General features: G+C 42.0%; 21 protein-coding genes. 14 read left to right on the forward strand and 7 right to left on the reverse strand.

Annotation, left to right across the window (positions count from 1 at the left end):
- Positions 1–10 precede the first annotated feature (10 nt).
- Positions 11–697, reverse strand: a complete 687-nt coding sequence (locus NIES1031_RS21090; RefSeq protein WP_178378211.1) for a hypothetical protein — start codon at positions 695–697, stop codon at positions 11–13.
- A gap of 1,044 nt (positions 698–1,741) precedes the next feature.
- Complete coding sequence (locus NIES1031_RS21095; RefSeq protein ID WP_073551419.1) at positions 1,742–2,434, reverse strand: LmeA family phospholipid-binding protein; 693 nt, start codon at positions 2,432–2,434, stop codon at positions 1,742–1,744.
- Positions 2,435–2,610: 176 nt separating this feature from the next.
- On the opposite strand from NIES1031_RS21095, the gene NIES1031_RS21100 reads away from it, so the two are divergent.
- Together NIES1031_RS21100 and NIES1031_RS21105 are read left to right on the forward strand one after the other, a co-directional pair.
- Complete coding sequence (locus NIES1031_RS21100) at positions 2,611–3,384, forward strand: pseudouridine synthase (RefSeq protein WP_073551420.1); 774 nt, start codon at positions 2,611–2,613, stop codon at positions 3,382–3,384.
- A 3-nt stretch (positions 3,385–3,387) separates the two neighbouring features.
- The gene (locus NIES1031_RS21105; protein WP_084544427.1) at positions 3,388–4,170 is read left to right on the forward strand and encodes a helix-turn-helix domain-containing protein; all 783 of its coding nucleotides are present in this window, start codon (positions 3,388–3,390) and stop codon (positions 4,168–4,170) included.
- Positions 4,171–4,258: 88 nt separating this feature from the next.
- Here the strand turns inward: NIES1031_RS21105 and malQ are convergent, their stop codons facing one another.
- Positions 4,259–5,770 (reverse strand): 4-alpha-glucanotransferase, encoded by a 1,512-nt coding sequence (malQ, locus tag NIES1031_RS21110; protein WP_073551421.1) that lies wholly within the window; start codon positions 5,768–5,770, stop codon positions 4,259–4,261.
- A 265-nt stretch (positions 5,771–6,035) separates the two neighbouring features.
- On the opposite strand from malQ, the gene NIES1031_RS21115 reads away from it, so the two are divergent.
- From NIES1031_RS21115 to NIES1031_RS21130, 4 genes are all read left to right on the forward strand, one after another.
- Positions 6,036–6,908 (forward strand): sulfotransferase domain-containing protein, encoded by an 873-nt coding sequence (locus tag NIES1031_RS21115; RefSeq protein ID WP_073551422.1) that lies wholly within the window; start codon positions 6,036–6,038, stop codon positions 6,906–6,908.
- Positions 6,909–7,146: 238 nt separating this feature from the next.
- Entirely contained in the window at positions 7,147–7,965 is an 819-nt protein-coding gene (locus tag NIES1031_RS21120; protein ID WP_073551423.1) for a sulfotransferase domain-containing protein, read from the forward strand.
- 44 nt (positions 7,966–8,009) lie between these two features.
- Positions 8,010–8,441 (forward strand): NUDIX domain-containing protein, encoded by a 432-nt coding sequence (locus tag NIES1031_RS21125; protein WP_073551424.1) that lies wholly within the window; start codon positions 8,010–8,012, stop codon positions 8,439–8,441.
- Between the two features lie 35 nt (positions 8,442–8,476).
- Positions 8,477–8,866 carry a RidA family protein gene (locus NIES1031_RS21130; protein ID WP_073551425.1) on the forward strand — a complete coding sequence of 130 codons (390 nt, stop codon included), beginning with the start codon at positions 8,477–8,479 and terminating at the stop codon, positions 8,864–8,866.
- A gap of 80 nt (positions 8,867–8,946) precedes the next feature.
- Here the strand turns inward: NIES1031_RS21130 and NIES1031_RS21135 are convergent, their stop codons facing one another.
- Both NIES1031_RS21135 and NIES1031_RS21140 read right to left on the reverse strand, forming a co-directional pair.
- Complete coding sequence (locus tag NIES1031_RS21135) at positions 8,947–10,620, reverse strand: sodium:solute symporter family protein (RefSeq protein ID WP_073551426.1); 1,674 nt, start codon at positions 10,618–10,620, stop codon at positions 8,947–8,949.
- Positions 10,621–10,629: 9 nt separating this feature from the next.
- Positions 10,630–10,884 carry a DUF4212 domain-containing protein gene (locus NIES1031_RS21140; protein WP_015187708.1) on the reverse strand — a complete coding sequence of 85 codons (255 nt, stop codon included), beginning with the start codon at positions 10,882–10,884 and terminating at the stop codon, positions 10,630–10,632.
- Between the two features lie 388 nt (positions 10,885–11,272).
- Between NIES1031_RS21140 and NIES1031_RS21145 the strand changes: the two genes are divergently transcribed.
- Positions 11,273–12,694 carry a RecQ family ATP-dependent DNA helicase gene (locus NIES1031_RS21145; protein ID WP_073551427.1) on the forward strand — a complete coding sequence of 474 codons (1,422 nt, stop codon included), beginning with the start codon at positions 11,273–11,275 and terminating at the stop codon, positions 12,692–12,694.
- A 5-nt stretch (positions 12,695–12,699) separates the two neighbouring features.
- Here NIES1031_RS21145 and NIES1031_RS21150 read toward each other — a convergent pair whose 3' ends face one another.
- Both NIES1031_RS21150 and pheS read right to left on the reverse strand, forming a co-directional pair.
- Complete coding sequence (locus NIES1031_RS21150; protein WP_073551428.1) at positions 12,700–13,212, reverse strand: phosphate-starvation-inducible PsiE family protein; 513 nt, start codon at positions 13,210–13,212, stop codon at positions 12,700–12,702.
- 122 nt (positions 13,213–13,334) lie between these two features.
- Complete coding sequence (gene pheS / locus NIES1031_RS21155; protein WP_073551429.1) at positions 13,335–14,336, reverse strand: phenylalanine--tRNA ligase subunit alpha; 1,002 nt, start codon at positions 14,334–14,336, stop codon at positions 13,335–13,337.
- A 202-nt stretch (positions 14,337–14,538) separates the two neighbouring features.
- On the opposite strand from pheS, the gene surE reads away from it, so the two are divergent.
- The 7 genes from surE to NIES1031_RS21185 all read left to right on the forward strand — a co-directional run bounded on the left by surE (position 14,539) and on the right by NIES1031_RS21185 (position 19,263).
- On the forward strand, positions 14,539–15,333 hold the full coding sequence (gene surE, locus NIES1031_RS21160; RefSeq protein WP_073551430.1) for a 5'/3'-nucleotidase SurE: 795 nt from the start codon (positions 14,539–14,541) through the stop codon (positions 15,331–15,333).
- 125 nt (positions 15,334–15,458) lie between these two features.
- Positions 15,459–16,469 carry a bifunctional riboflavin kinase/FAD synthetase gene (locus NIES1031_RS21165; RefSeq protein ID WP_073551431.1) on the forward strand — a complete coding sequence of 337 codons (1,011 nt, stop codon included), beginning with the start codon at positions 15,459–15,461 and terminating at the stop codon, positions 16,467–16,469.
- 67 nt (positions 16,470–16,536) lie between these two features.
- On the forward strand, positions 16,537–17,442 hold the full coding sequence (locus NIES1031_RS21170; RefSeq protein WP_073551432.1) for an AAA family ATPase: 906 nt from the start codon (positions 16,537–16,539) through the stop codon (positions 17,440–17,442).
- A gap of 9 nt (positions 17,443–17,451) precedes the next feature.
- Positions 17,452–17,598 carry a hypothetical protein gene (locus tag NIES1031_RS25205; protein WP_218596908.1) on the forward strand — a complete coding sequence of 49 codons (147 nt, stop codon included), beginning with the start codon at positions 17,452–17,454 and terminating at the stop codon, positions 17,596–17,598.
- A gap of 40 nt (positions 17,599–17,638) precedes the next feature.
- Entirely contained in the window at positions 17,639–17,917 is a 279-nt protein-coding gene (locus tag NIES1031_RS25210) for a class I SAM-dependent methyltransferase (RefSeq protein ID WP_218596909.1), read from the forward strand.
- A gap of 368 nt (positions 17,918–18,285) precedes the next feature.
- Entirely contained in the window at positions 18,286–18,825 is a 540-nt protein-coding gene (locus NIES1031_RS21180) for a diheme cytochrome c (protein WP_236738938.1), read from the forward strand.
- A gap of 57 nt (positions 18,826–18,882) precedes the next feature.
- Positions 18,883–19,263, forward strand: coding sequence for a hypothetical protein (locus NIES1031_RS21185; protein WP_073551433.1), 381 nt, complete (start codon positions 18,883–18,885; stop codon positions 19,261–19,263).
- Positions 19,264–19,285 lie beyond the last annotated feature (22 nt).

The raw sequence follows: 19,285 nt of genomic DNA on the forward strand, positions 1-19,285 counted from the left end.
TCGTGTCTACTTAGCGGCTCCCCGTTTCGTTCTTAACCCAACTGCGTAACTCCTGTGCTAGTTGTCTCATCTCTAAACTTAAGGGAATAGATGCGAGTTGAAACTCACTATTGTTATCTCTAACAGCATGTCCCGTTTCAACAGTAAGATGAAACTTGCCAAAGTAAATACATTCCTGTTGCGTGATGCTTTGTAACTCCTGAGCGACTTGTGTAGTGTGGCTAAATAAAATATCTCCTGTGGCTTCAATAGCTTCAATAGCTGCCATTTTGACAATGGGATCGGCATTTAGGGTATATGCAGAAAGTTGATAGGATAATTGTCGAGTGATGCAAGTGTCGTTGCCCCAGAGAAATCGTAAGGTATCCACAAAGCTTTTAGGACGGTCAAATCCTAACACCTGCAAATCTCGCAGGAACCAATGCCAATGATGGTCATCTTCATAGGTATGCTCGTTGATCGCGTTTTGAACTAGATCAAAGTTGCTAGTCTCGTCACGAAATACGTATTTATTGAGATCCCCAAAACTCATGATGAAATGGGCGATACAAGGAGAAAATCCTAGTCGTTGTAACGGAGAGATACTGCTGTCTTGCATGAATTGAAATAGGGGAGCTTGAGCAAACTCTGCTTTTTTGGTTTCAATGAAATCCAAAACATCTTGAAAGGATGCGAATTCAATAGTAGGAGGAATCATATTTACTCTTAGTTTCAGGTGCTTGATTTACAAAATCTTCAATATTTGTTGAGTAGGGAATAAATAGATGTTATGCAACTTTCCTTTATGTCCCTGTGGTTGTACGTCAAAAGCAATTTGATATGAACACGCTCACTTGAAGAACGAGTAATAACTGTAAATCCCACTATGTGGCGCTAAACTGCAAAAAAGTCCATAAATATTTCTTTTGGCAATTCTTGCAGTACTCATCGATGACATTCCTTGAGTACTTGTGCCCGCACTCTGACTACTTGCACCATCGCTATCTGACCAGTAACCTGAAAGAGTGCAAGTCACTGTCTGATTGTTGTAATTTTTAAGTACATAAACAGTCGTATAAGGTCCAGTCCGTAGTACCTTCATCGTCTCCAGGGACTCCCCGAACAATGGGACAAGCTACATATGCATACGAAGTACTAGAGTTATATATGTAATTTGGCCCTCGAACAAGTTTTGGCAGATCAGTAGAAGTTGAGTGCTGACACATACTACCTGGGAATGCTTTGTATGAATCAGCCCATGCTGGGCTAGTAGTAATTGCTGTCGCAGACATCAAAGTTGCTAGTGCAACGATCGCTTTTGTCTGTTTGGAGATTTTTTCTGAAATAATCATAGTTTTGTCGTTTTGTTAGTAGTGGGTTTAAATGTAATGTGCTAGTAGCCAGCGTTGTCAGCACAAAACCATCCGCGACGTGCTTAATACAGCAGCCAGAATTAAGCTATTAAGCTGAAATAAATATCAAGTTGCAGTTCAGTAGAATTGAATAATGCAATTCTGTGAGTGTTGTTCTTGAGGCTAATCGCGATCGCCCAATGGATTGCTGATACCATCTAGCTTAGAGAAAACCATCACTATTGGCAGTAGGAAAAGATCGGATCAAATGTCGGAAATGATCGGATCGTTGTTTAAATAACGTTTGGGAATGTGTAATAGGTAATAGTAGATTTTTTCCCATGACCGCCGTTCTGCTTGGGACACCACAAGCAGCGTGCGGCGGCTTCGCCAATTACCAGTTACCAATTTTAGGGAAGAACATTGATGCGACCACAACACAGCAGTTGACCTGAAGTTAAAGTCAATGTCTCAATTGCAACTTCTGAGCCGAGATCGATCTGAAAATAGTCGATATCAAATAATTCTGTGTCGAATTGAATTTGTAGTTCTTTTAACGCTAACGTTTGACCATCAATTAATTCTAATCGCGTGTTTAGCATGAGTGGCATTTGGCAATCGCTTGCTATTATGCCGTTGATTGTCAGGCGATCGCATCCTATATTAACTTGCTCCCAGTGAACTGCTTCATGTGTAATGCTATTTTCTGGAAGAAACGATTTAAGTAAGGTAGTCAGCGCCTCTGCAAGTAAGGGAGACTTTAAAGAAGTATTTAAGTCAGATTCATTCAAGCATACTTCGCCGAAAACTGGTATAGGTTCGAGTAATCGTAATGGTTGACCGCGCAACACTCCGCCCAGATTTGTTTTAATATTTTTGCCTGCGATTTCCAGTCGGGTGAGATAAAGTCCTTGATAAACTGCGTTTTGCGCCGAAATAGACACTTGGGGAATATAACCTGAGAGAATTTGGCGATCGCCTCCTGAAATTTGAACATCGAGATGCGCGACTTGCTGAACTTGCGATCGCAACCACAACCGTACCGCAGGCGATAGCACTTTGGCGATCATGCGACTTTGTTTAGAATGGTTGTCTGAAGTCATGCCCTCGGTTATCGATGTACGGTTATGTTCCGCTTCTACTTCTGTCTTTTGACTCCCCACGTTTTTGCCCCTAGCTCTTATGATTGAACTCGTAGTGATTCTTTAATATTTGTACACAATCTGCTACATACAATGACAAAATTTTGTATGGGCAGAACTCATTAATTTTTTTTATCATGGAGGAAAGAATTCAAAAAATTCTCTCCCAGTGGGGTGTTGCGTCACGGCGACAAGCAGAAGAGATGATTCGGCTGGGAAGGGTGCGGTGCAATGGAAAAGTCATTGAGTTAGGACAGAAAGCCGATCCCCAAGTTGATGCCATTACAGTTGACGGTAAACTGCTTCAACTGCGATCGCGTCCGCAACCAGTTTATCTCTTACTCAACAAACCAGCTGGAGTTATATCTACTCGTCACGATCCCCAAGGACGCCGCACTGTTATGGATCTCCTGTCGCCAGAATTACGTGTCGGTCAAGGCATTCATCCTGTTGGACGCCTAGATGCAGATTCTACAGGAGCGTTACTGCTGACTAACGATGGCCACCTAACACTCGCACTAACACACCCTAGGCACAGTATTACAAAAACTTATCAGGTGTGGGTAGAAGGTCATCCACCACCAGCGGTATTACAACAATGGCGTCGTGGTGTGATTTTGGATAACCGTAAAACTCGACCTGCGCGTGTCAGCATAGTCGATCAAAATCACACTCATACTTGCTTAGAGGTGATTTTACAAGAGGGGAGGAATCGACAAATACGACGTATTGCTCAGCAATTAGGGTATCCCGTACATCAGTTACAGCGTACGGCGATTGGCTTGATTCGATTACAACCGCCGCCTTTACCTGAGGGCTGCTATCGTCCGTTACAAGATTTTGAACTACGTTTTTTACGCGATCAAACAGACCGCGTACGTATTCAGGAATCAAGTGCAATCAAGGAGTGACAAATGATCAAGTGGTGTAGGAAGCAGAAAGTTAAAATTGAACCGTCGCTAGAACAACAAAGCGCCGAGAAGTTGTTAGAAATAGGTGCGCAATTACGTCAAGCGCGCCAAGTTCAAGCTTTATCCTTAGAAAGAGTCGCGTTGAGAACAATGATTCCACGACATTTACTCAAGGCAATCGAAGCAGGAAATAGAGAAGAACTCCCCGAACCAATTTATATTCAAAGTTATATTAAGCAATACGCTGATGCTCTTGGTTTAGATGGAACTGAGTTGGCTCGCAACTTCCCTATAGAAGATCGGCGAATATTGCTTAAACCTACGCAGCGAATCTTACCCGCAGCACAATTACGACCGATTCATCTTTATTTGTTATATTTATTTGTTGTTTTTTGGGCTGTTAATGCTTTATCGTACACTTTGAGTCGTAATCAACTGCAAGAAAGTAGTTTTCAACGCGTACAGCAGTTACTACCTACACAAACGCGATCGCAACAATCAGATATCCAATCTGTTAGTACTGCGAATCAAGATAGCAAACCAGTCAGAATTAGCGTAACGCTCAAAGCTCAATCATGGCTAAGGGTTACGGCTGATGGTCAAACAACGTTTGAAGGAACTCTTCCCCAAGGAACCCAACGCACTTGGGAAGCTGAGGAAGAACTCACCCTCAAAACAGAAAATGCTGGCGGCGTTTTAGTGCAGTTTAATCAAGAAAAAGCTAAACAAATTGGCAATCCAGGTCAAATGCAGGAAGTCACTTTTGCAGCAAATCAGCGACTCTGAATTGTTGAGAGGTCAGGGATCAGAGAAATTATTAGTTATAAGACTTTCTCCAACTCAAAACTAATTACTCACCCCTCACCCCGCGCCCCTACTTCCTCTTCATAGGAGCGCGACCGTATAATTCTGTCAAAGATTTGAGGCGATCGCGCAACTCAGAAGTGAGATCGTCTGAAGGATAGCGCCATTCCCAGTTACCTTCGGGTTTACTGGGATAATTCATGCGTGCTTCTGTCGGTAAGCCCAATAAATCCTGGAGTGGAATCAGCGCTTGATTTGCTACCGAACTTAATGCTAAGCGAATCAGATCCCAGTGAATACCATCAGAACTTAAACAACCCAAGTAACGCTGTAATCTTTCTTTTTCGTACTCAGAAGCACTGTTAAACCAACCTACTGTTGTATCATTATCGTGCGTTCCTGTGTATACGACGCAGTTACGTGGAAAGTTGAATGGTAAAAAAGGATTAGCGGCATCGGAACCAAAGGCAAACTGCAAAATCTTCATTCCAGGAAATTCAAAGCGATCGCGCAGCGCCTCAACTTCGGGCGTAATCACGCCTAAATCTTCGGCTAACACCGGAAGCTTACCCAACTGTTCATTAATAGCTTGAAATAACGCTTCGCCTGGGGCTTCAATCCACTCGCCATTTATCGCAGTCGTTTCTCCTTGTTCTACCGCCCAGTAAGCTTGAAACCCCCGAAAATGGTCAATCCGAATAATATCAACGTAATCAAGGATCGCTTGAAACCGTTGCACCCACCACTTAAAATTGAGTTGCTGTAACTTCTCCCAGTTGTATACAGGATTGCCCCACAATTGACCTGTTTCACTAAAGTAATCTGGGGGAACTCCCGCCATTAAGGCGACTTCGCCTGTTTCTTCGTCCAAACAAAAAATCTCTGGATTTGCCCAGACATCAGCACTATCATGCGCTACATAAATCGGGATATCACCAATAATGACGATACCCTGCTGATTTGCGTAGTGTTTGAGTTCATTCCACTGGCGGAAAAACTCAAACTGTACAAATTTGTGGTAGAAAATTTCTGCTTCTAGCTGTTGCTGCGATCGCGTTAAAGCCTCTGGATGACGACGCGCAATTTCTGTTTCCCACTGATACCAACTGACACCTTCATTCGTATCTTTCAGCGCCATGAACAACGCATAATCATCTAACCAATAAGCTTTGGCTGTACAGAATTGCGCGAATTCTTGCTGTTGTTGCGGTGTTGCTTTTGCCCTAAAATTTTCGCAAGCTTTCTTGAGTAAAGGAAGCTTAATTGGTACAACTTGGTCAAAATCAACTTTGTTGCGCGGAAACTCTGGTAAATTAACGAAGTCCTCGGCTGTCAACAACCCTTGTTTTTCTAAGCTTTCTGGGCTAATCAACAGAGGATTACCCGCCATTGCCGAGTATGAGGCGTAAGGAGAGTTACCATAACCTGTAGGTCCTAGTGGTAAAACCTGCCACAACTGTTGAGCGCTTTGTACTAAAAAATCAATAAAGGAATAAGCGGATTCGCCAAGATCGCCGATGCCAAATTTACTTGGGAAGGAGGTGGGATGTAGCAGAATGCCACTAGCTCTGGGAAAAGGCATATTTCATCTAAAGTGTTAGAAGCAGTCGCCATGAATTTAACACGCTCGACTGTGTTTCAAACCTATCTGTAGTTAGGAAAAACAGTACATGGCTTAAATGCATAAAGTAATGCTAGTATCTCAGTAAGCAAATGTATTTTATAGCACAAAATATAACAGTAGTTTTATGGTAAAATACCAGTCACTTTTGTTGACGGAAATTTTGCCCTTCTGCTTAGAATACTATTTGTACTCCAAAAACAAAATTAGTCGAAGGTGTTACTTTATGTACTTACGGCAAACGATTAAAACGCTATTACCTAACAAGATAGCAAAAGAAATCAAAGAAAACTACAAAAAAAATAAAGTATATAGTAATGAAATTAAGTTACTAAAAGGTAGGGAAATATCAACGAGTAACCAAACTAGTGTGTTATTTTTCACTACACGAAAATGCGCATCCACTTACATGAATAACTGCATAAGATATTTGAATGAAAAATACCTTCATTTAATGTCAGTAAATTTGGCTAGCTATGTTTGGCACTATTTGAATCAAGAAGTATATAAAGTACTAGAAGAAAAGCAAGCTGTAGCTTTTCGTCATAATGGAATTTTATATAGTCCACTACGGCAGTATGTTCCAATCAATAACTTGGAGAAATATTGCATTGTTTTAATGCTGAGAGATCCTCGAGACGTCATTGTCTCAAACTACTACTCTATAAACTATAGTCATACTTTACCTATTAATGAAAATCAACAGAAAGAATTTTTACAGTATCGGCAGAGAGTTCAACAGCAAACAGTAGATGAATACGTGCGCGAGAGAGCAGAGCGTTTTCATAAAATATATAGTGAATATTGTCATTTTCTGATTAAGGATAGAAACATTAAGTGGTTGCGATATGAAGACTTTATTCAGGATTTTGATTTATGGGTTAAACAATTAGGAGAATGCTTTAATATCGATATTGAAGAAAAAGATATTAATGCTTTATTTGAACTTAAGGGTGGAAATAAAAAAGTAGAAGAAAATAAGCTAAATCATATTAGAAAAGCGCTTCCAGGTGACCACAAAGAGAAGTTGAAAACAGAAACTCAAGATTTTCTTAATAAAAAATTCAAAGATATACTTTTAACATTAAACTACGAATAAACTTCTCAGCTTTTAAAGGTTAAAATTTATGACTATAATTAAAATGTAATCTCTTGTTAACCATTGTTGGAAAACTAGCAAAATTAAAAAATTGAATGACAAATGTAGCGTAATTATGAAAATCTCATGATTATGAGTAATACATAACGTTAAAATACATATAAGCAGTTGATATTATGTGTTAAATATACAAGACTTAAAATGTAAAATATCATAAGAAGTCATTTAGCAGAAAGCTATGAACGCACACGGCTCTTTCTTAACGCCTGTCAGCGACTCACTGAGTAAGATGAAGCGTTTATTCTATGGGAAATACTACGATCATCCCTATCTTTTTCCACGAGTAACGAATGAGGAAACTTATTTAATATCTTTTCCCCGATCTGGAAATACTTGGCTAAGACGCTTGCTCACTGCGCTGATCTGCAAGGAAGAAGCTGTTTGGCAGCTGATGGAGAGTATAGTTCCCGATATTCATATATATAAACCAGAGAATAAAAAAAAGCCAAATATAAAACCACTTATTGTAAAGAGCCATACTCCTTTTGTAGATATACCTGCAAAAGTAGTCTATGTCGTTAGAGATGGTAGAGACGCACTTTTATCATATTATTTTCTGCTTTTAAAAGAAGGAAAAATAAAACCAGATATATCGGTACTTGATATCTACTTTGATAATAATGTTTGGCCTTGTTCATGGCACACACACGTTGCAGGTTGGCTAGATGGGTTGGAAAAGCGAAACCCAGAGAGTTACAAAATTATTTATTATGAGGATTTGAAAAAATCGACGGCTGAGCAACTGTTTTTAGTAGCCAAGTTTATTGGTTTACCTGTTACATTGAGTGATGCAGAACAAGCTGTAGCATTACATCCTGTTAGAAATCAATCTAAATCGAATGAAATTAGCAGTAATCAAGAGAATAGTGGTTCTGTCGTTAAAAACAGTAAGACTAAATGGCAAGATATTCTTGTGGGAGAAGATTTAGTAAGGTACGAAGCGATCGCTGGTACAGAACTACAACGTCTTGGCTATCCGTTAATGAGTGATAAATGAAACAAGAAATAGAAACTTGTGGCTTTCGTTTAAAAACTTTTTAGATGAACTACCGAAATCCTGTTCCTACAGTTGATATCATTATCGAGTTAATCGATAGACCGCATCGACCTATTATCTTAATTGAACGCGATAACCCGCCTTTAGGATGGGCAATTCCTGGTGGTTTTGTTGACTATGGCGAATCTGTAGAATCAGCCGCCCAACGCGAAGCGAAAGAAGAAATAGGCTTGCAAGTGGAACTGATAGAACAATTTCAGGTGTATTCTGACCCACAGCGCGATCCACGCCAGCACACGTTGAGTGTGGTTTTTTTAGCAACCGCAACAGGCGAACCACAAGCTGGAGATGATGCGAAAAACTTGGGAATTTTTGAATCGTGGCGCATTCCTACAAATCTTTGCTTCGATCACGATCGCATTTTGCGCGATTATTGGCATTATCGCCATTACGGTATCCGACCTCGTTTGTCTTAATTAGAACTAAATACACAATTAGAACTAAATACACAATGACGCGAAAAGTTATTCGTACAAACTCTGCGCCTGCGCCCGTAGGACCCTATAATCAAGCGATCGCAGCAAGTGGTCAAATGATTTTTGTCGCTGGTCAAATTCCCCTCGATGCGTCAAGTGGGATCATTGGTGAAGATGTCGCACAACAAACTACACAAGTTATGGCAAATGTCAAGGCAATTTTAGAAGCTGCTGGCGCAACATTTCAAGATGTCGTAAAAACGACTGTATTTTTATCAGATATGAATAATTTTGCGGCAATGAATGCAGTGTATAGTCAATATTTTGACGAATCTACAGCGCCTGCGCGAGCGTGTGTCGAGGTGTCGCGTTTACCGAAAGATGTATTGGTAGAAATTGAGTGTATTGCGGTGATTGCAAATTGAGGGGCAAGGCATTGCCTTGCCCGCACTAACGAGATAATTTATATTTAGTCCCTATCTGCGCCCAAAGCCCGTTTCCGATTTTAATGTACGGCTTCGGGAGGTAATTCTCCGGATGGCGATCGCAAGTCTTCTACCATTTCTTGGACTGCGAGTGGTGGTGGTGGTGTCAGACGCGAAACAACTAGGGTGACAATAAAGTTAATGATCATCCCCAAAGTGCCAATTCCTTCAGCGGAAACGCCAAAGAACCACGGTGTCATTCCAGAGAATTTAACACCAACAATGTAGAAGATCGTAAAGAGTAAGCCAGCAATCATTCCCGCGATCGCGCCTTCGCGGTTTGTGCGCTTATCAAAAATACCCAGAATAATTACAGGGAAGAAGCTAGCAGCAGCTAGACCGAACGCAAAAGCAACAACCTGCGCAACAAAGCCAGGAGGATTGATACCAAAATAACCTGCTAGCGCGACAGCAAACCCTACCATAATTCGTCCAACAAACACGCGTTGTTTTTCTGTGGCATCGGGTTTAAGAATGCGATAGTAAATATCGTGCGCGACTGAACTTGAAATCACCAAGAGTAATCCTGATGCGGTAGATAACGCTGCTGCTAATCCTCCTGCTGCAACAATAGCAATAACCCACGGCGCAAGTCGAGCAACTTCTGGGGTAGACAGCACAATAATATCAGGGTCAATCGTAATTTCGTTCGTTGCGGTATCGGGAGTTAATTCAAAACGCCCGTTGTTATTCTTATCGTCAAAAGCCAGTAGTTTTGTTCTTTCCCACTTGTTCGCCCAATCAAGCTGACGAACTTCCCCAATGGTTTGATTGTGTAAAGAGTTAATTAGGTTATACCGCGCAAAAGTTGCTAATGCTGGGGCGCTAGTATACAGCAAGGCGATAAACAGTAACGCCCAACCCGCCGAATAACGCGCAGCGCGAACATCAGGAACTGTGTAAAAACGTACAATCACGTGCGGTAATCCCGCAGTTCCCACCATCAAGGCAATTGTAATGAAAAGAACATCCAACTGCGTTTTATTCGCAAACGGCTGCGTGTATTCCTGAAAACCTAGATCGAGTTGAACTTGGTTCAAGTTTGCAACAATATCGCTAAACGTAAAAGCAAGTTGCGGAATCGGGTTTCCTGTGAGTAAAAGCGCGATCGCTGACGCTGGAATCAAAAATGCAACGATTAATATACAGTACTGTGCAACTTGCGTCCAGGTAATGCCTTTCATTCCGCCTAATACCGAGAAAAAGGCGACAATCACCATTCCGATAATTACACCTGTGGCGATATCTACTTGTAAAAAGCGGCTGAAGACAATACCTACACCGCGCATTTGTCCTGCAACATAGGTAAGCGACACAAATAAAGCCGCAACCACCGCAACCAAACGCGCAACGTTGGAATAATAGCGATCGCCCACAAAATCTGGCACAGTATATTTACCAAACTTGCGCAGGTATGGCGCTAAAAGTAACGCTAATAAAACATATCCCCCAGTCCAACCCATTAAATAAATAGAACCGTCGTAGCCCAAAAACGAAATTAGCCCCGCCATCGAAATAAACGAAGCCGCCGACATCCAATCTGCTGCTGTTGCTGCGCCGTTAGCAATCGGGGGAACACCTTGTCCAGCAACGTAAAAACCCGAACTATCTCGCACGCGTGACCACCAACCAATATACAGATACAATGCAAAAGTCAGGGCAACAAATCCAATTGTCCAAAGTTCAACTGACATAAATTACCCTCACTTTCTGATTCCGTATTTGCGATCGAGGCGATCCATCTGAACCGCGTAGATAAAAATCAGCACAACAAAAGTTAAAATTGAGCCTTGCTGTGCCATCCAAAAACCGAGGGGAACTCGACCAAGTTGTATTGCGTTGAGTGGTTCAACGAGTAAAATGCTGAAAATGAGTGATACTAGCGCCCAGACAATCAAAAGATTTCGGATTAAAGCTATATTAGCCCGCCAGTAAGCTTGACTTCTATCTTTATCCATTTTTCTCAAAAAAACATTCAATATTTACATCCGAATACAACGTTGACATAGGTATCAACACTTTTATTGCCTTAAAGTCTGTTGTGAGCAAGACAAAATATTGTATCAGTTGGACTGAGAGAAAAGAATTTTGTTAAGTTAATAGGTTTTTTGTGTTACTAAACGCTTGGCAAAAAGTACACAGAGTGGCTCAGATTATATGCTAGGAGACAGGCGGTTAGCCATTTAACGTGTCCTAAACAAGACGTAGTGCTATACAAGCCTAAGGTGTGAGTCCGCGGAGGTGGACAGGGTTCGTTAAGCTGTGACTTCAGTCACTAAGTGATCGCATTGACGTTATCTGGGAAACCTTAAATGTAAATGCTGATGAGTTCCTACCAGGTTGCTGATGAATGAGTTAAACGCGATTCCTACCAATACATTGCGAGACACCTTAAAAAGAATTTGGGGATATCCAGAATTCCGCCAACCTCAAGAAGAAATTATCCGTAGTCTATTATCACAGCAAGACACGCTTATTATCATGCCTACAGGCGGTGGTAAATCGATTTGCTTTCAACTTCCTGCATTACTTCAGCCTGGGCTAACACTTGTTGTGTCGCCGTTAGTCGCTTTGATGGAAAATCAAGTCAAAGAATTACGCGATCGCCACCTAGCAGCCGCACTATTACACAGCGAATTACCAACATATCAACGCAAACAAATCTTACAGCAACTCGAACAACAGCAGCTAAAGTTACTATACCTTTCACCCGAAACACTTTTTAGCGCACCTGTATGGAAAAGGTTGTGTCAACCGCAACTGCAAATTAACAGCCTGATTCTTGATGAAGCGCATTGTTTAGTACAGTGGGGAGATACGTTTCGCCCTGCATACCGCCGTTTAGGGACAGTACGCCCCGCACTGCTACAATCAAAACCTAAAGGAACAAAAATTGCGATTGCCGCTTTTACCGCCACCGCCGATCCAACGGCACAAGCCACGATTCAACAAGTTTTACAACTCCAACAGCCCCAAGTTTTTCGCCAAAATCCCTATCGTCCAAATCTTCATCTCAAAGTACAAATGGTATGGACACCACGCGGACGCAAACAACAATTATTAAAATTTATTCAAACCAAACCCCAACAAGCTGGATTAGTCTATGTCCGCACGCGCAGAGATAGTGAAAGCCTTGCCGCATGGTTAAACCAACAAGTTTATCTTACTGCTGCTTATCATGCTGGATTAAGCCCAGAAGAACGCCGAGAAATTGAGACTGACTGGTTAAAAGGTAAAATCCCCTTTGTGATCTGCACCTCAGCCTTTGGTATGGGAATTAATAAGCCCGATGTCCGCTGGGTTATTCACTTTCATGCACCGTTGCTACTTTCAGAATATGTCCAAGAAATTGGACGCGCAGGGCGTGATGGTAAACCAAGCATCGCGCTAACCCTTGTAAGTGAACCTACAGGATGGCTAAATCCTGAAGATAAACAACGTCAAGAATTTTTTACACAAAAACTGCGATCGCAATACACCAAAGCCCAGCAGTTAGCTAAAAAATTACCTAAACAAGGCAAAGTTCCACGAGATGCTGAAAGTGTGATCGCCCTTGCGCTACTTCATAGTCATGGTCAAATTGAATGGCAAGATCCATTTCACTACATTATTCATCAAACAAGCTTAAGGTCTCCTAGACAAATTTACCTTGGTCATCAAATCAATGAATATCTCAATACTCATTCGTGTCGCTGGCAATTTCTTTTAGGTGCATTTGGTTTTAACACAGAATTTAAATGTGGGCACTGCGATCGCTGTTTAAAATAGATCTACTAAATTGGTACGCGTTTTTCTACAGAATGATCTCTTGCATTTTCACTCAACTTCTGATTGTTTTCTAATGAAATTGTATTAAAAATCTTCGCCATCCAAGCACGAGTTAATAGTAACAAAGCTAAAATTAATAAAAAAGCACAAACTGCTAAAATTTGTTGCCAAGGAATTTCTAAAACCTCTCGAATTATAACTTCTCGCAAGACAGATACAATTGAAACTTCTACTGCTACACCTACTGAAATCCGTTGTTCTTGCAAATAAATAATAAGCAAGCGAAATAGCTCGACTAATATCAAAATGAATAAAATATCTGAAGTTATATCTTGAAATCTCAATGGTTGTAATAGTGAAATAAATATATCACCTAGCCGAATCAGCATAGTGCAAAACAATCCGATGCACAACAAAACCACAATTAGGTTTTGTACAAGTTCTAGGCTATGAACTATACGTTCTCGATCAAACCAATTATAAAAAGATCTCGTGTTTTTTTCTGAAGTTTTCAGCATGAAGTTACCTCCTTGCTGCTTGTTTTTTTGATTTAATTAAAATCTACACAACAAGTAATATGTAGGAAAGACTAGCTGAGTATCTTACTAAGCTAATAAAATAGCTATCAGTTAATCCTATTTTAGAATTGTTGCAAAAACCGCAAGTCGCTGTTGTAGAAACGCCGAATATCATCTATTTCGTGCAGTACCATCGCTAATCTTTCCACACCCATACCTGCCGCGAAGCCGGTATAAACTTCAGGGTCGTATCCTACCGCTTTCAGCACATTCGGGTCAACCATACCGCAGCCCATTACCTCTAACCAGCGACCTTTCCATTGCACGTCTACTTCGGCTGAAGGTTCGGTGAAAGGGAAATAACTTGCACGGAAGCGAATTGGTGAATCGCCGAATAATTCTTGTAAAAATATTTTAACCGTTCCTTTGAGGTCAGTGAAAGTCAAGCCTTCATCGACTGCCAAAATTTCGATTTGGTGAAACACTGCGGCATGAGTAGCATCTACAGTATCGCGACGATAGCAACGTCCTGGAATTGCGACGCGTACTGGCGGATCGTTGTCTTCCATGTAGTGAATTTGCACGTTGGAAGTATGCGTCCGCAATAAATTTCCATCAGGAAGAAATAAAGTATCCTGCATATCACGTGCAGGGTGATCCGCTTGGAAATTGAGTGCTTCAAAGTTATAGTAGTCAGTTTCCATCTCTGGTCCTTGAGCCACAGTGTAGCCTAGACCAACAAAGATATCCAGCACGCGATCTATTGTACTATGAAGCGGGTGAACGCGACCAAGCGGGCGATAAACACCAGGCATTGTCACATCAATTGTTTCTGCTTCTAATTGTGCTTGAATCGCCACCGCTTGTAACTTGTGACGCTGCTTTTCGATTTCTGCTTGTAGGGCTTCTTTAACAGTATTAGCGATCGCCCCGATTTGCGGACGTTCTTCAGCACTCAATTGCCCCATGCTGCGCAGCAATCCTGATAACTGACCCTTCTTACCGAGGTAAACTACTCGAAGTTCCTCTAAACGATCCAAGGAATCAGCAGTAGCGATCGCGCTTATGCCTTCTTGTCGTAAAGTTTCCAGTTGAGCCTTTAAAGTGCTAGGCTGATTGCTCATGCTTGTCGTATTCAACAGTAATTCTCTGAAAGCCAGCTGTTCAAATCAATATAAGTGTATCGTATCAGTTTAAAAGAGAGTAGGGGCAAGGAGCGAGGGGGCGAGAGAAGAATGAGTTGTTAGTTGGTACTGACTACTAACTACTGACAATTAACCAATTATTGAGGATATCCTGATTCCTAACCTCCGACCTCTGACCTCTATGAAACTACTTATTTGCAACGACGATGGTATTTACGCGCTAGGAATTCGGACTCTAGCCGATACTTTAGCAGCAGCCGGACACGAAGTCGCGGTTGTTTGTCCAGATCGCGAGCGATCGGCAACTGGACATGGATTAACATTACATCAACCGATTCGTGCAGAACTCGTCGAGTCGGTATTTCACCCTAGCATCAAAGCTTGGGCTTGTTCGGGAACGCCTGCTGACTGCGTTAAACTTGCATTGTGGGCATTGCTCGATAGTCCACCAGATTTCGTGCTTTCTGGTATCAATCAGGGAGCAAATTTAGGAACTGATATTCTTTATTCTGGTACTGTCTCGGCGGCTATGGAGGGGATCATTGAGGGTATTCCTAGTGTGGCATTATCACTCACAAGTTTTACTTCTAAAGAGTTTCAACCTGCTGCGACATTTGCAATTCACTTACTCGAACAATTGAAAAGCCACCCTTTACCTGAGGTTATGTTACTCAACGTTAATATTCCGGCAGTCGAGTTAGCAGAAATTGCAGGAGTAAAAATCACGCGTCAGGGAATTCGTCGCTACGTTGATGTTTTTGAAAAGCGTGTCGATCCTCGCGGTAAAACTTATTACTGGTTAGCCGGAGAGTTGCTTGAAGATCTCGCGCCTGCTGAACAGGGTTTAAATTTACCTCAAGATATTCCAACGGATGTTGAAGTAATTCGCCATAACTTCATCACCATCACTCCTTTACATTACAACTTGACGTATCTCGACGCGTTACATCCCTTATCCGAATGGAAATTTGACTAAAAGCAAGACTGGGGGTCAACAATTGAAGAACCAAATTAGCAAAAAACTTCCCTAACCTCCGTACTCTGACCTCCGACCCCTCATCAATCTGCTACCATTGACCTATTTATGTCAAAATGTAAAGCGTGTGGGTTACTTCATCTCTAACTAATGCTTTGACACCAACCGCGATCGCCCTAGGAAACTTTGATGGCATTCACTTAGGGCATCAAGAGGTTATTCGTCCAATTTTGCATCGTAGCAAAAATCAGGAAGAGGTTAGAAGCTTCCTGTCTTACCCCTTATCAGTTCCTGCGGACACGCAAACGCCAATATCTAGCGCGGATCGCCCTGAACATATTTATAGTACTGTCGTTACTTTTAATCCGCATCCGCAAGAGTTCTTTACAGGGAAAAAGCGATCGCTTCTGACACCTTTAGATGAAAAAGTTCAGCAACTTCAAGCTTTAGGTGTAGACCAACTCATACGAATTCCATTTACATGGAATTTAGCTTCTTTAAGTCCGCAAGACTTTGTGGAAAAAATTCTCATTCAACAGTTGTGCTGTCAACAAATCAGTGTGGGTGAAAACTTTTGTTTCGGGAAGCAGCGCACAGGTACAGCAAAAGATTTAAAAGCGATCGCAGCAAGTTTTGATATTCCGGTAACGATTGTTCCCATTTATGCGCGAGGAGGCGATCGCATTAGTAGTTCAGCGATTCGTCAAGCCCTGGAAAACGGCGATTTACAACGCGCCCAAGAGTTATTAGGACGTCCCTACACCCTCACAGGAACCGTTGTAAAAGGACAGCAGTTGGGTAGAACAATTGGTTTTCCGACTGCTAATGTCGCTGTACCAGCCGAAAAATTTCTACCAGCTAATGGCGTCTACGCTGTTCGGGTTTTTGTTCAAGGCGTGGATAATCACCTAGGCGTGATGAATATTGGTGTTCGTCCCACAGTTAGCGGTACACATCCATCTGTAGAGGTATATTTATTTGACTGGTCGGGAGATTTATACGGTGAAACGTTAACTGTACAGCTAGAAAAATTCCTACGCCCCGAAAAGAAATTCGCTTCATTAGATGAATTAAAAGCACAAATTCAACTTGACTGCACTGCTGCAAAAGAGGAATTACAAGGGAACACTAAGTGATGAACTTGCCAAGTGTTCTCAATCTGTAACACTTCATGGCTTATTTAAAAAAAAACGACAGTAGTGCATGAAAAAAATTGAGATTCTGACGCAAAACCTGAGTCGTACGATTGTTGGTAAAGCTGAACCCATCCGCTTAGTGTTAGTTTCCCTACTTGCTGGAGGTCATGTACTGCTAGAAGATGTTCCTGGCGTAGGCAAAACGTTACTCGCAAAATCATTAGCGCGTTCGGTTGCGGGTAAATTTCAACGCTTACAATGTACTCCCGACTTGCTACCAACAGATATTACCGGAACGAACATTTGGAATCCCAAAACAGGCGAGTTTGAATATCTTCCAGGTCCCGTATTTACAAATGTACTGCTAGCAGACGAAATCAATCGCGCGACACCCCGTACGCAATCGGCGCTATTAGAAGTCATGGAAGAGGAACAAGTCACCGTTGATGGCGTTTCGCGACCTGTTCCGAGTCCTTTTTTTGTGATTGCGACACAAAACCCGATTGAATATCAAGGAACTTTTCCCTTACCCGAAGCGCAAATGGATCGCTTTATGTTGTCGTTGAGTTTGGGTTATCCAAGCGAAACCGAAGAATTAGCGATGCTGCAACGATTACAAGAAGGCATTACCGTAGCTGATTTACAACCTTGTATCACACTTGCAGAAGTTGCCGAATTACGCCGCAGTTGTGCAGCTGTTAAGGTAGACAAAACGTTACAACGCTACATTCTCGATCTTGTTCGCGCGACACGCGATTCGGAAGAAGTTATGCTGGGTGTGAGTCCGCGCGGTACGGTAGCATTACACAAAGCAACGCAAGCACTCGCGTTTTTGTGCGATCGCACTTATGCAATTCCCGATGATGTCAAGTATCTAGCACCTCATGTTTTGTGTCATCGTCTGATTCCGGTTGGCGGACACAAAGCTAAATCTGTTGTAGAAAGGCTATTGCGATCGGTTCCCATTCCCTAAACTTGCGTGATGTCTGAATTTGATTTTGCTGCTTTATTTAGCGAAGACTATTTGTACTTCTATGAACCGCATTTAACACCAGAACGCAACGAGCGTGAAGTCAATTTAATCTGGCATTTGTTGCAACTGCAAGCCAAAAAACGGTACTTGATTTAGCTTGTGGACACGGAAGGATTGCGAATTTACTTGCACAGCATTGTTTTTAGAAAAAGCGCGTCAAGATGCTCAAGCAGCTAAAGTTGAATATGTTCAAGGCGATATGCGATCGCTTCCTTGGACAGAACACTTTGATTGCATTATTGACTGGTTCGCCGCCTTTGGCTACTTTGACAATCAAGACAATCGTCAAGTGCTGGCTGAGGCTTACCGCGCACTCAAACCAGATGGTAAGTTGTTAATAGAATTGCAAAGCTTGTACCGAATCTTAAAAGAATTTCGCGCTTGTTCTGTTACAGAGTGCAACAATAACTGTTGATCGCACTCGATTTGATTTATTTACTAATCGAACATACACTGAGCGTACTGTAATTCGTGATGGACAAGTGCGCCGAATGAGTTACTTTGTACGTCACTTTACTTTTACTGAATTACGCGATTGGTTATGACAAATAGGTTTTCAAGAAGTACAAGGCTATGGAAATGACAGTGCGCCACTGACACTCGATAGCCGTCGCATGATTGTACTAGCAATTAAGTAAGCTCCTCAAAAGTTATAAAGATATTACACTTTTTGAGGTTAGGTAATAGGTAATCAAATGCAGTAAGCCTTTAGCCATTACTTAATCTCAAAGTGTTTTAACCCTAATTCTGACTACATACGTGTTGAGGAAGTGAGCGAAAGATATGATGCAACCACACGCTAAAACTCGGAGGCGATCGCAATTCATTTTTTTACTAATCATTTTACTGTGGAGTATAACGATGGGTTGGGGACTAGCACTCGCGACCAACGCCCAACCTTCTTCTGAACAAGAGGCAACAGAAATTGGCACTGTTGATATTGTGCCGTCACGCTATCAATTAGGACAAGAACTTTATCTAGAAAATTGCGCGACTTGCCATATTGCCTTACCACCCGCAGTAATGCCAACACAAACCTGGCAAAAGCTATTGCAAGATCCGCAGCACTACGGCGTGACGCTTCCTCAACTAGTCGATCCATCGCGCTTGCTGATCTGGAACTATCTGCGCAATTTTTCGCGCCCTTTACTCAAAGAAGAAACGACACCCTATCGCCTTGGCGAATCGCGTTACTTTAAAGCGTTACATCCTAATGTGAAACTACCCCGCCCTGTTGATGTAGGTAGTTGCGTAAGTTGCCATCCTGGTGCAACAGAATATAATTTTCGCCGTCTATCACCTGAGTGGGAAGCAACGCAGTAAGCCGTCGTGTAAATATTTGCCCCCAAAATCTAAAATAGCTACGAGGAGTGTCAGAACGTGAAACGAATTAAAGAAATTTTAGCAGCTTCCGCTTTAGTAGTATTAGCTGCACCCCCTCCCGTCAACGCGCAACTTATACCCCAACCGTGGGTTTCTGTCGGAGGTAGGGAAGGCGATGTTACCTTTTCTGTAGGAGCAAGAGCCTTTGATTTGGGTGTGGAATTAGGAAGAGGACCAGATGGCGCTTCTGGCGTGGATGTCCTTAAATTTTTGAGTTTGCCGGTGATATCTCCTTACGTTGGAATTGGGCTATATTCTGAAGATCAGGGTATCGCATTATCGGGTGGTTTACAGGTGAATACAGCAAGTAACCTTGTTGTTGGTGTAGGCTATAACTCAGTGCGAGGAGTGAATGGTCAAGTAGGAATCCGATTCTAGTTGCAGGGCGATCCACACTCTT

The organism is Chroogloeocystis siderophila 5.2 s.c.1 (assembly GCF_001904655.1).
Classification (GTDB): Bacteria; Cyanobacteriota; Cyanobacteriia; order Cyanobacteriales; family Chroococcidiopsidaceae; genus Chroogloeocystis; species Chroogloeocystis siderophila.

What these genes read in the sequence shown, in the direction of transcription:
- pheS (WP_073551429.1), bottom strand. Translation starts at nt 14,336, where the DNA reads ATGAGCAATCAGCCTAGCACTTTAAAGGCTCAACTGGAAACTTTACGA.
- NIES1031_RS21120 (WP_073551423.1), top strand. Translation starts at nt 7,147, where the DNA reads ATGAACGCACACGGCTCTTTCTTAACGCCTGTCAGCGACTCACTGAGT.
- NIES1031_RS21095 (WP_073551419.1), bottom strand. Translation starts at nt 2,434, where the DNA reads ATGACTTCAGACAACCATTCTAAACAAAGTCGCATGATCGCCAAAGTG.
- NIES1031_RS21100 (WP_073551420.1), top strand. Translation starts at nt 2,611, where the DNA reads ATGGAGGAAAGAATTCAAAAAATTCTCTCCCAGTGGGGTGTTGCGTCA.
- NIES1031_RS21150 (WP_073551428.1), bottom strand. Translation starts at nt 13,212, where the DNA reads ATGCTGAAAACTTCAGAAAAAAACACGAGATCTTTTTATAATTGGTTT.
- NIES1031_RS21140 (WP_015187708.1), bottom strand. Translation starts at nt 10,884, where the DNA reads ATGGATAAAGATAGAAGTCAAGCTTACTGGCGGGCTAATATAGCTTTA.
- NIES1031_RS21130 (WP_073551425.1), top strand. Translation starts at nt 8,477, where the DNA reads ATGACGCGAAAAGTTATTCGTACAAACTCTGCGCCTGCGCCCGTAGGA.
- NIES1031_RS21135 (WP_073551426.1), bottom strand. Translation starts at nt 10,620, where the DNA reads ATGTCAGTTGAACTTTGGACAATTGGATTTGTTGCCCTGACTTTTGCA.
- NIES1031_RS21180 (WP_236738938.1), top strand. Translation starts at nt 18,286, where the DNA reads ATGATGCAACCACACGCTAAAACTCGGAGGCGATCGCAATTCATTTTT.
- NIES1031_RS25205 (WP_218596908.1), top strand. Translation starts at nt 17,452, where the DNA reads ATGTCTGAATTTGATTTTGCTGCTTTATTTAGCGAAGACTATTTGTAC.
- NIES1031_RS21170 (WP_073551432.1), top strand. Translation starts at nt 16,537, where the DNA reads ATGAAAAAAATTGAGATTCTGACGCAAAACCTGAGTCGTACGATTGTT.
- NIES1031_RS21125 (WP_073551424.1), top strand. Translation starts at nt 8,010, where the DNA reads ATGAACTACCGAAATCCTGTTCCTACAGTTGATATCATTATCGAGTTA.
- NIES1031_RS21115 (WP_073551422.1), top strand. Translation starts at nt 6,036, where the DNA reads ATGTACTTACGGCAAACGATTAAAACGCTATTACCTAACAAGATAGCA.
- NIES1031_RS21105 (WP_084544427.1), top strand. Translation starts at nt 3,388, where the DNA reads ATGATCAAGTGGTGTAGGAAGCAGAAAGTTAAAATTGAACCGTCGCTA.
- surE (WP_073551430.1), top strand. Translation starts at nt 14,539, where the DNA reads ATGAAACTACTTATTTGCAACGACGATGGTATTTACGCGCTAGGAATT.
- malQ (WP_073551421.1), bottom strand. Translation starts at nt 5,770, where the DNA reads ATGCCTTTTCCCAGAGCTAGTGGCATTCTGCTACATCCCACCTCCTTC.
- NIES1031_RS21090 (WP_178378211.1), bottom strand. Translation starts at nt 697, where the DNA reads ATGATTCCTCCTACTATTGAATTCGCATCCTTTCAAGATGTTTTGGAT.
- NIES1031_RS21145 (WP_073551427.1), top strand. Translation starts at nt 11,273, where the DNA reads ATGAATGAGTTAAACGCGATTCCTACCAATACATTGCGAGACACCTTA.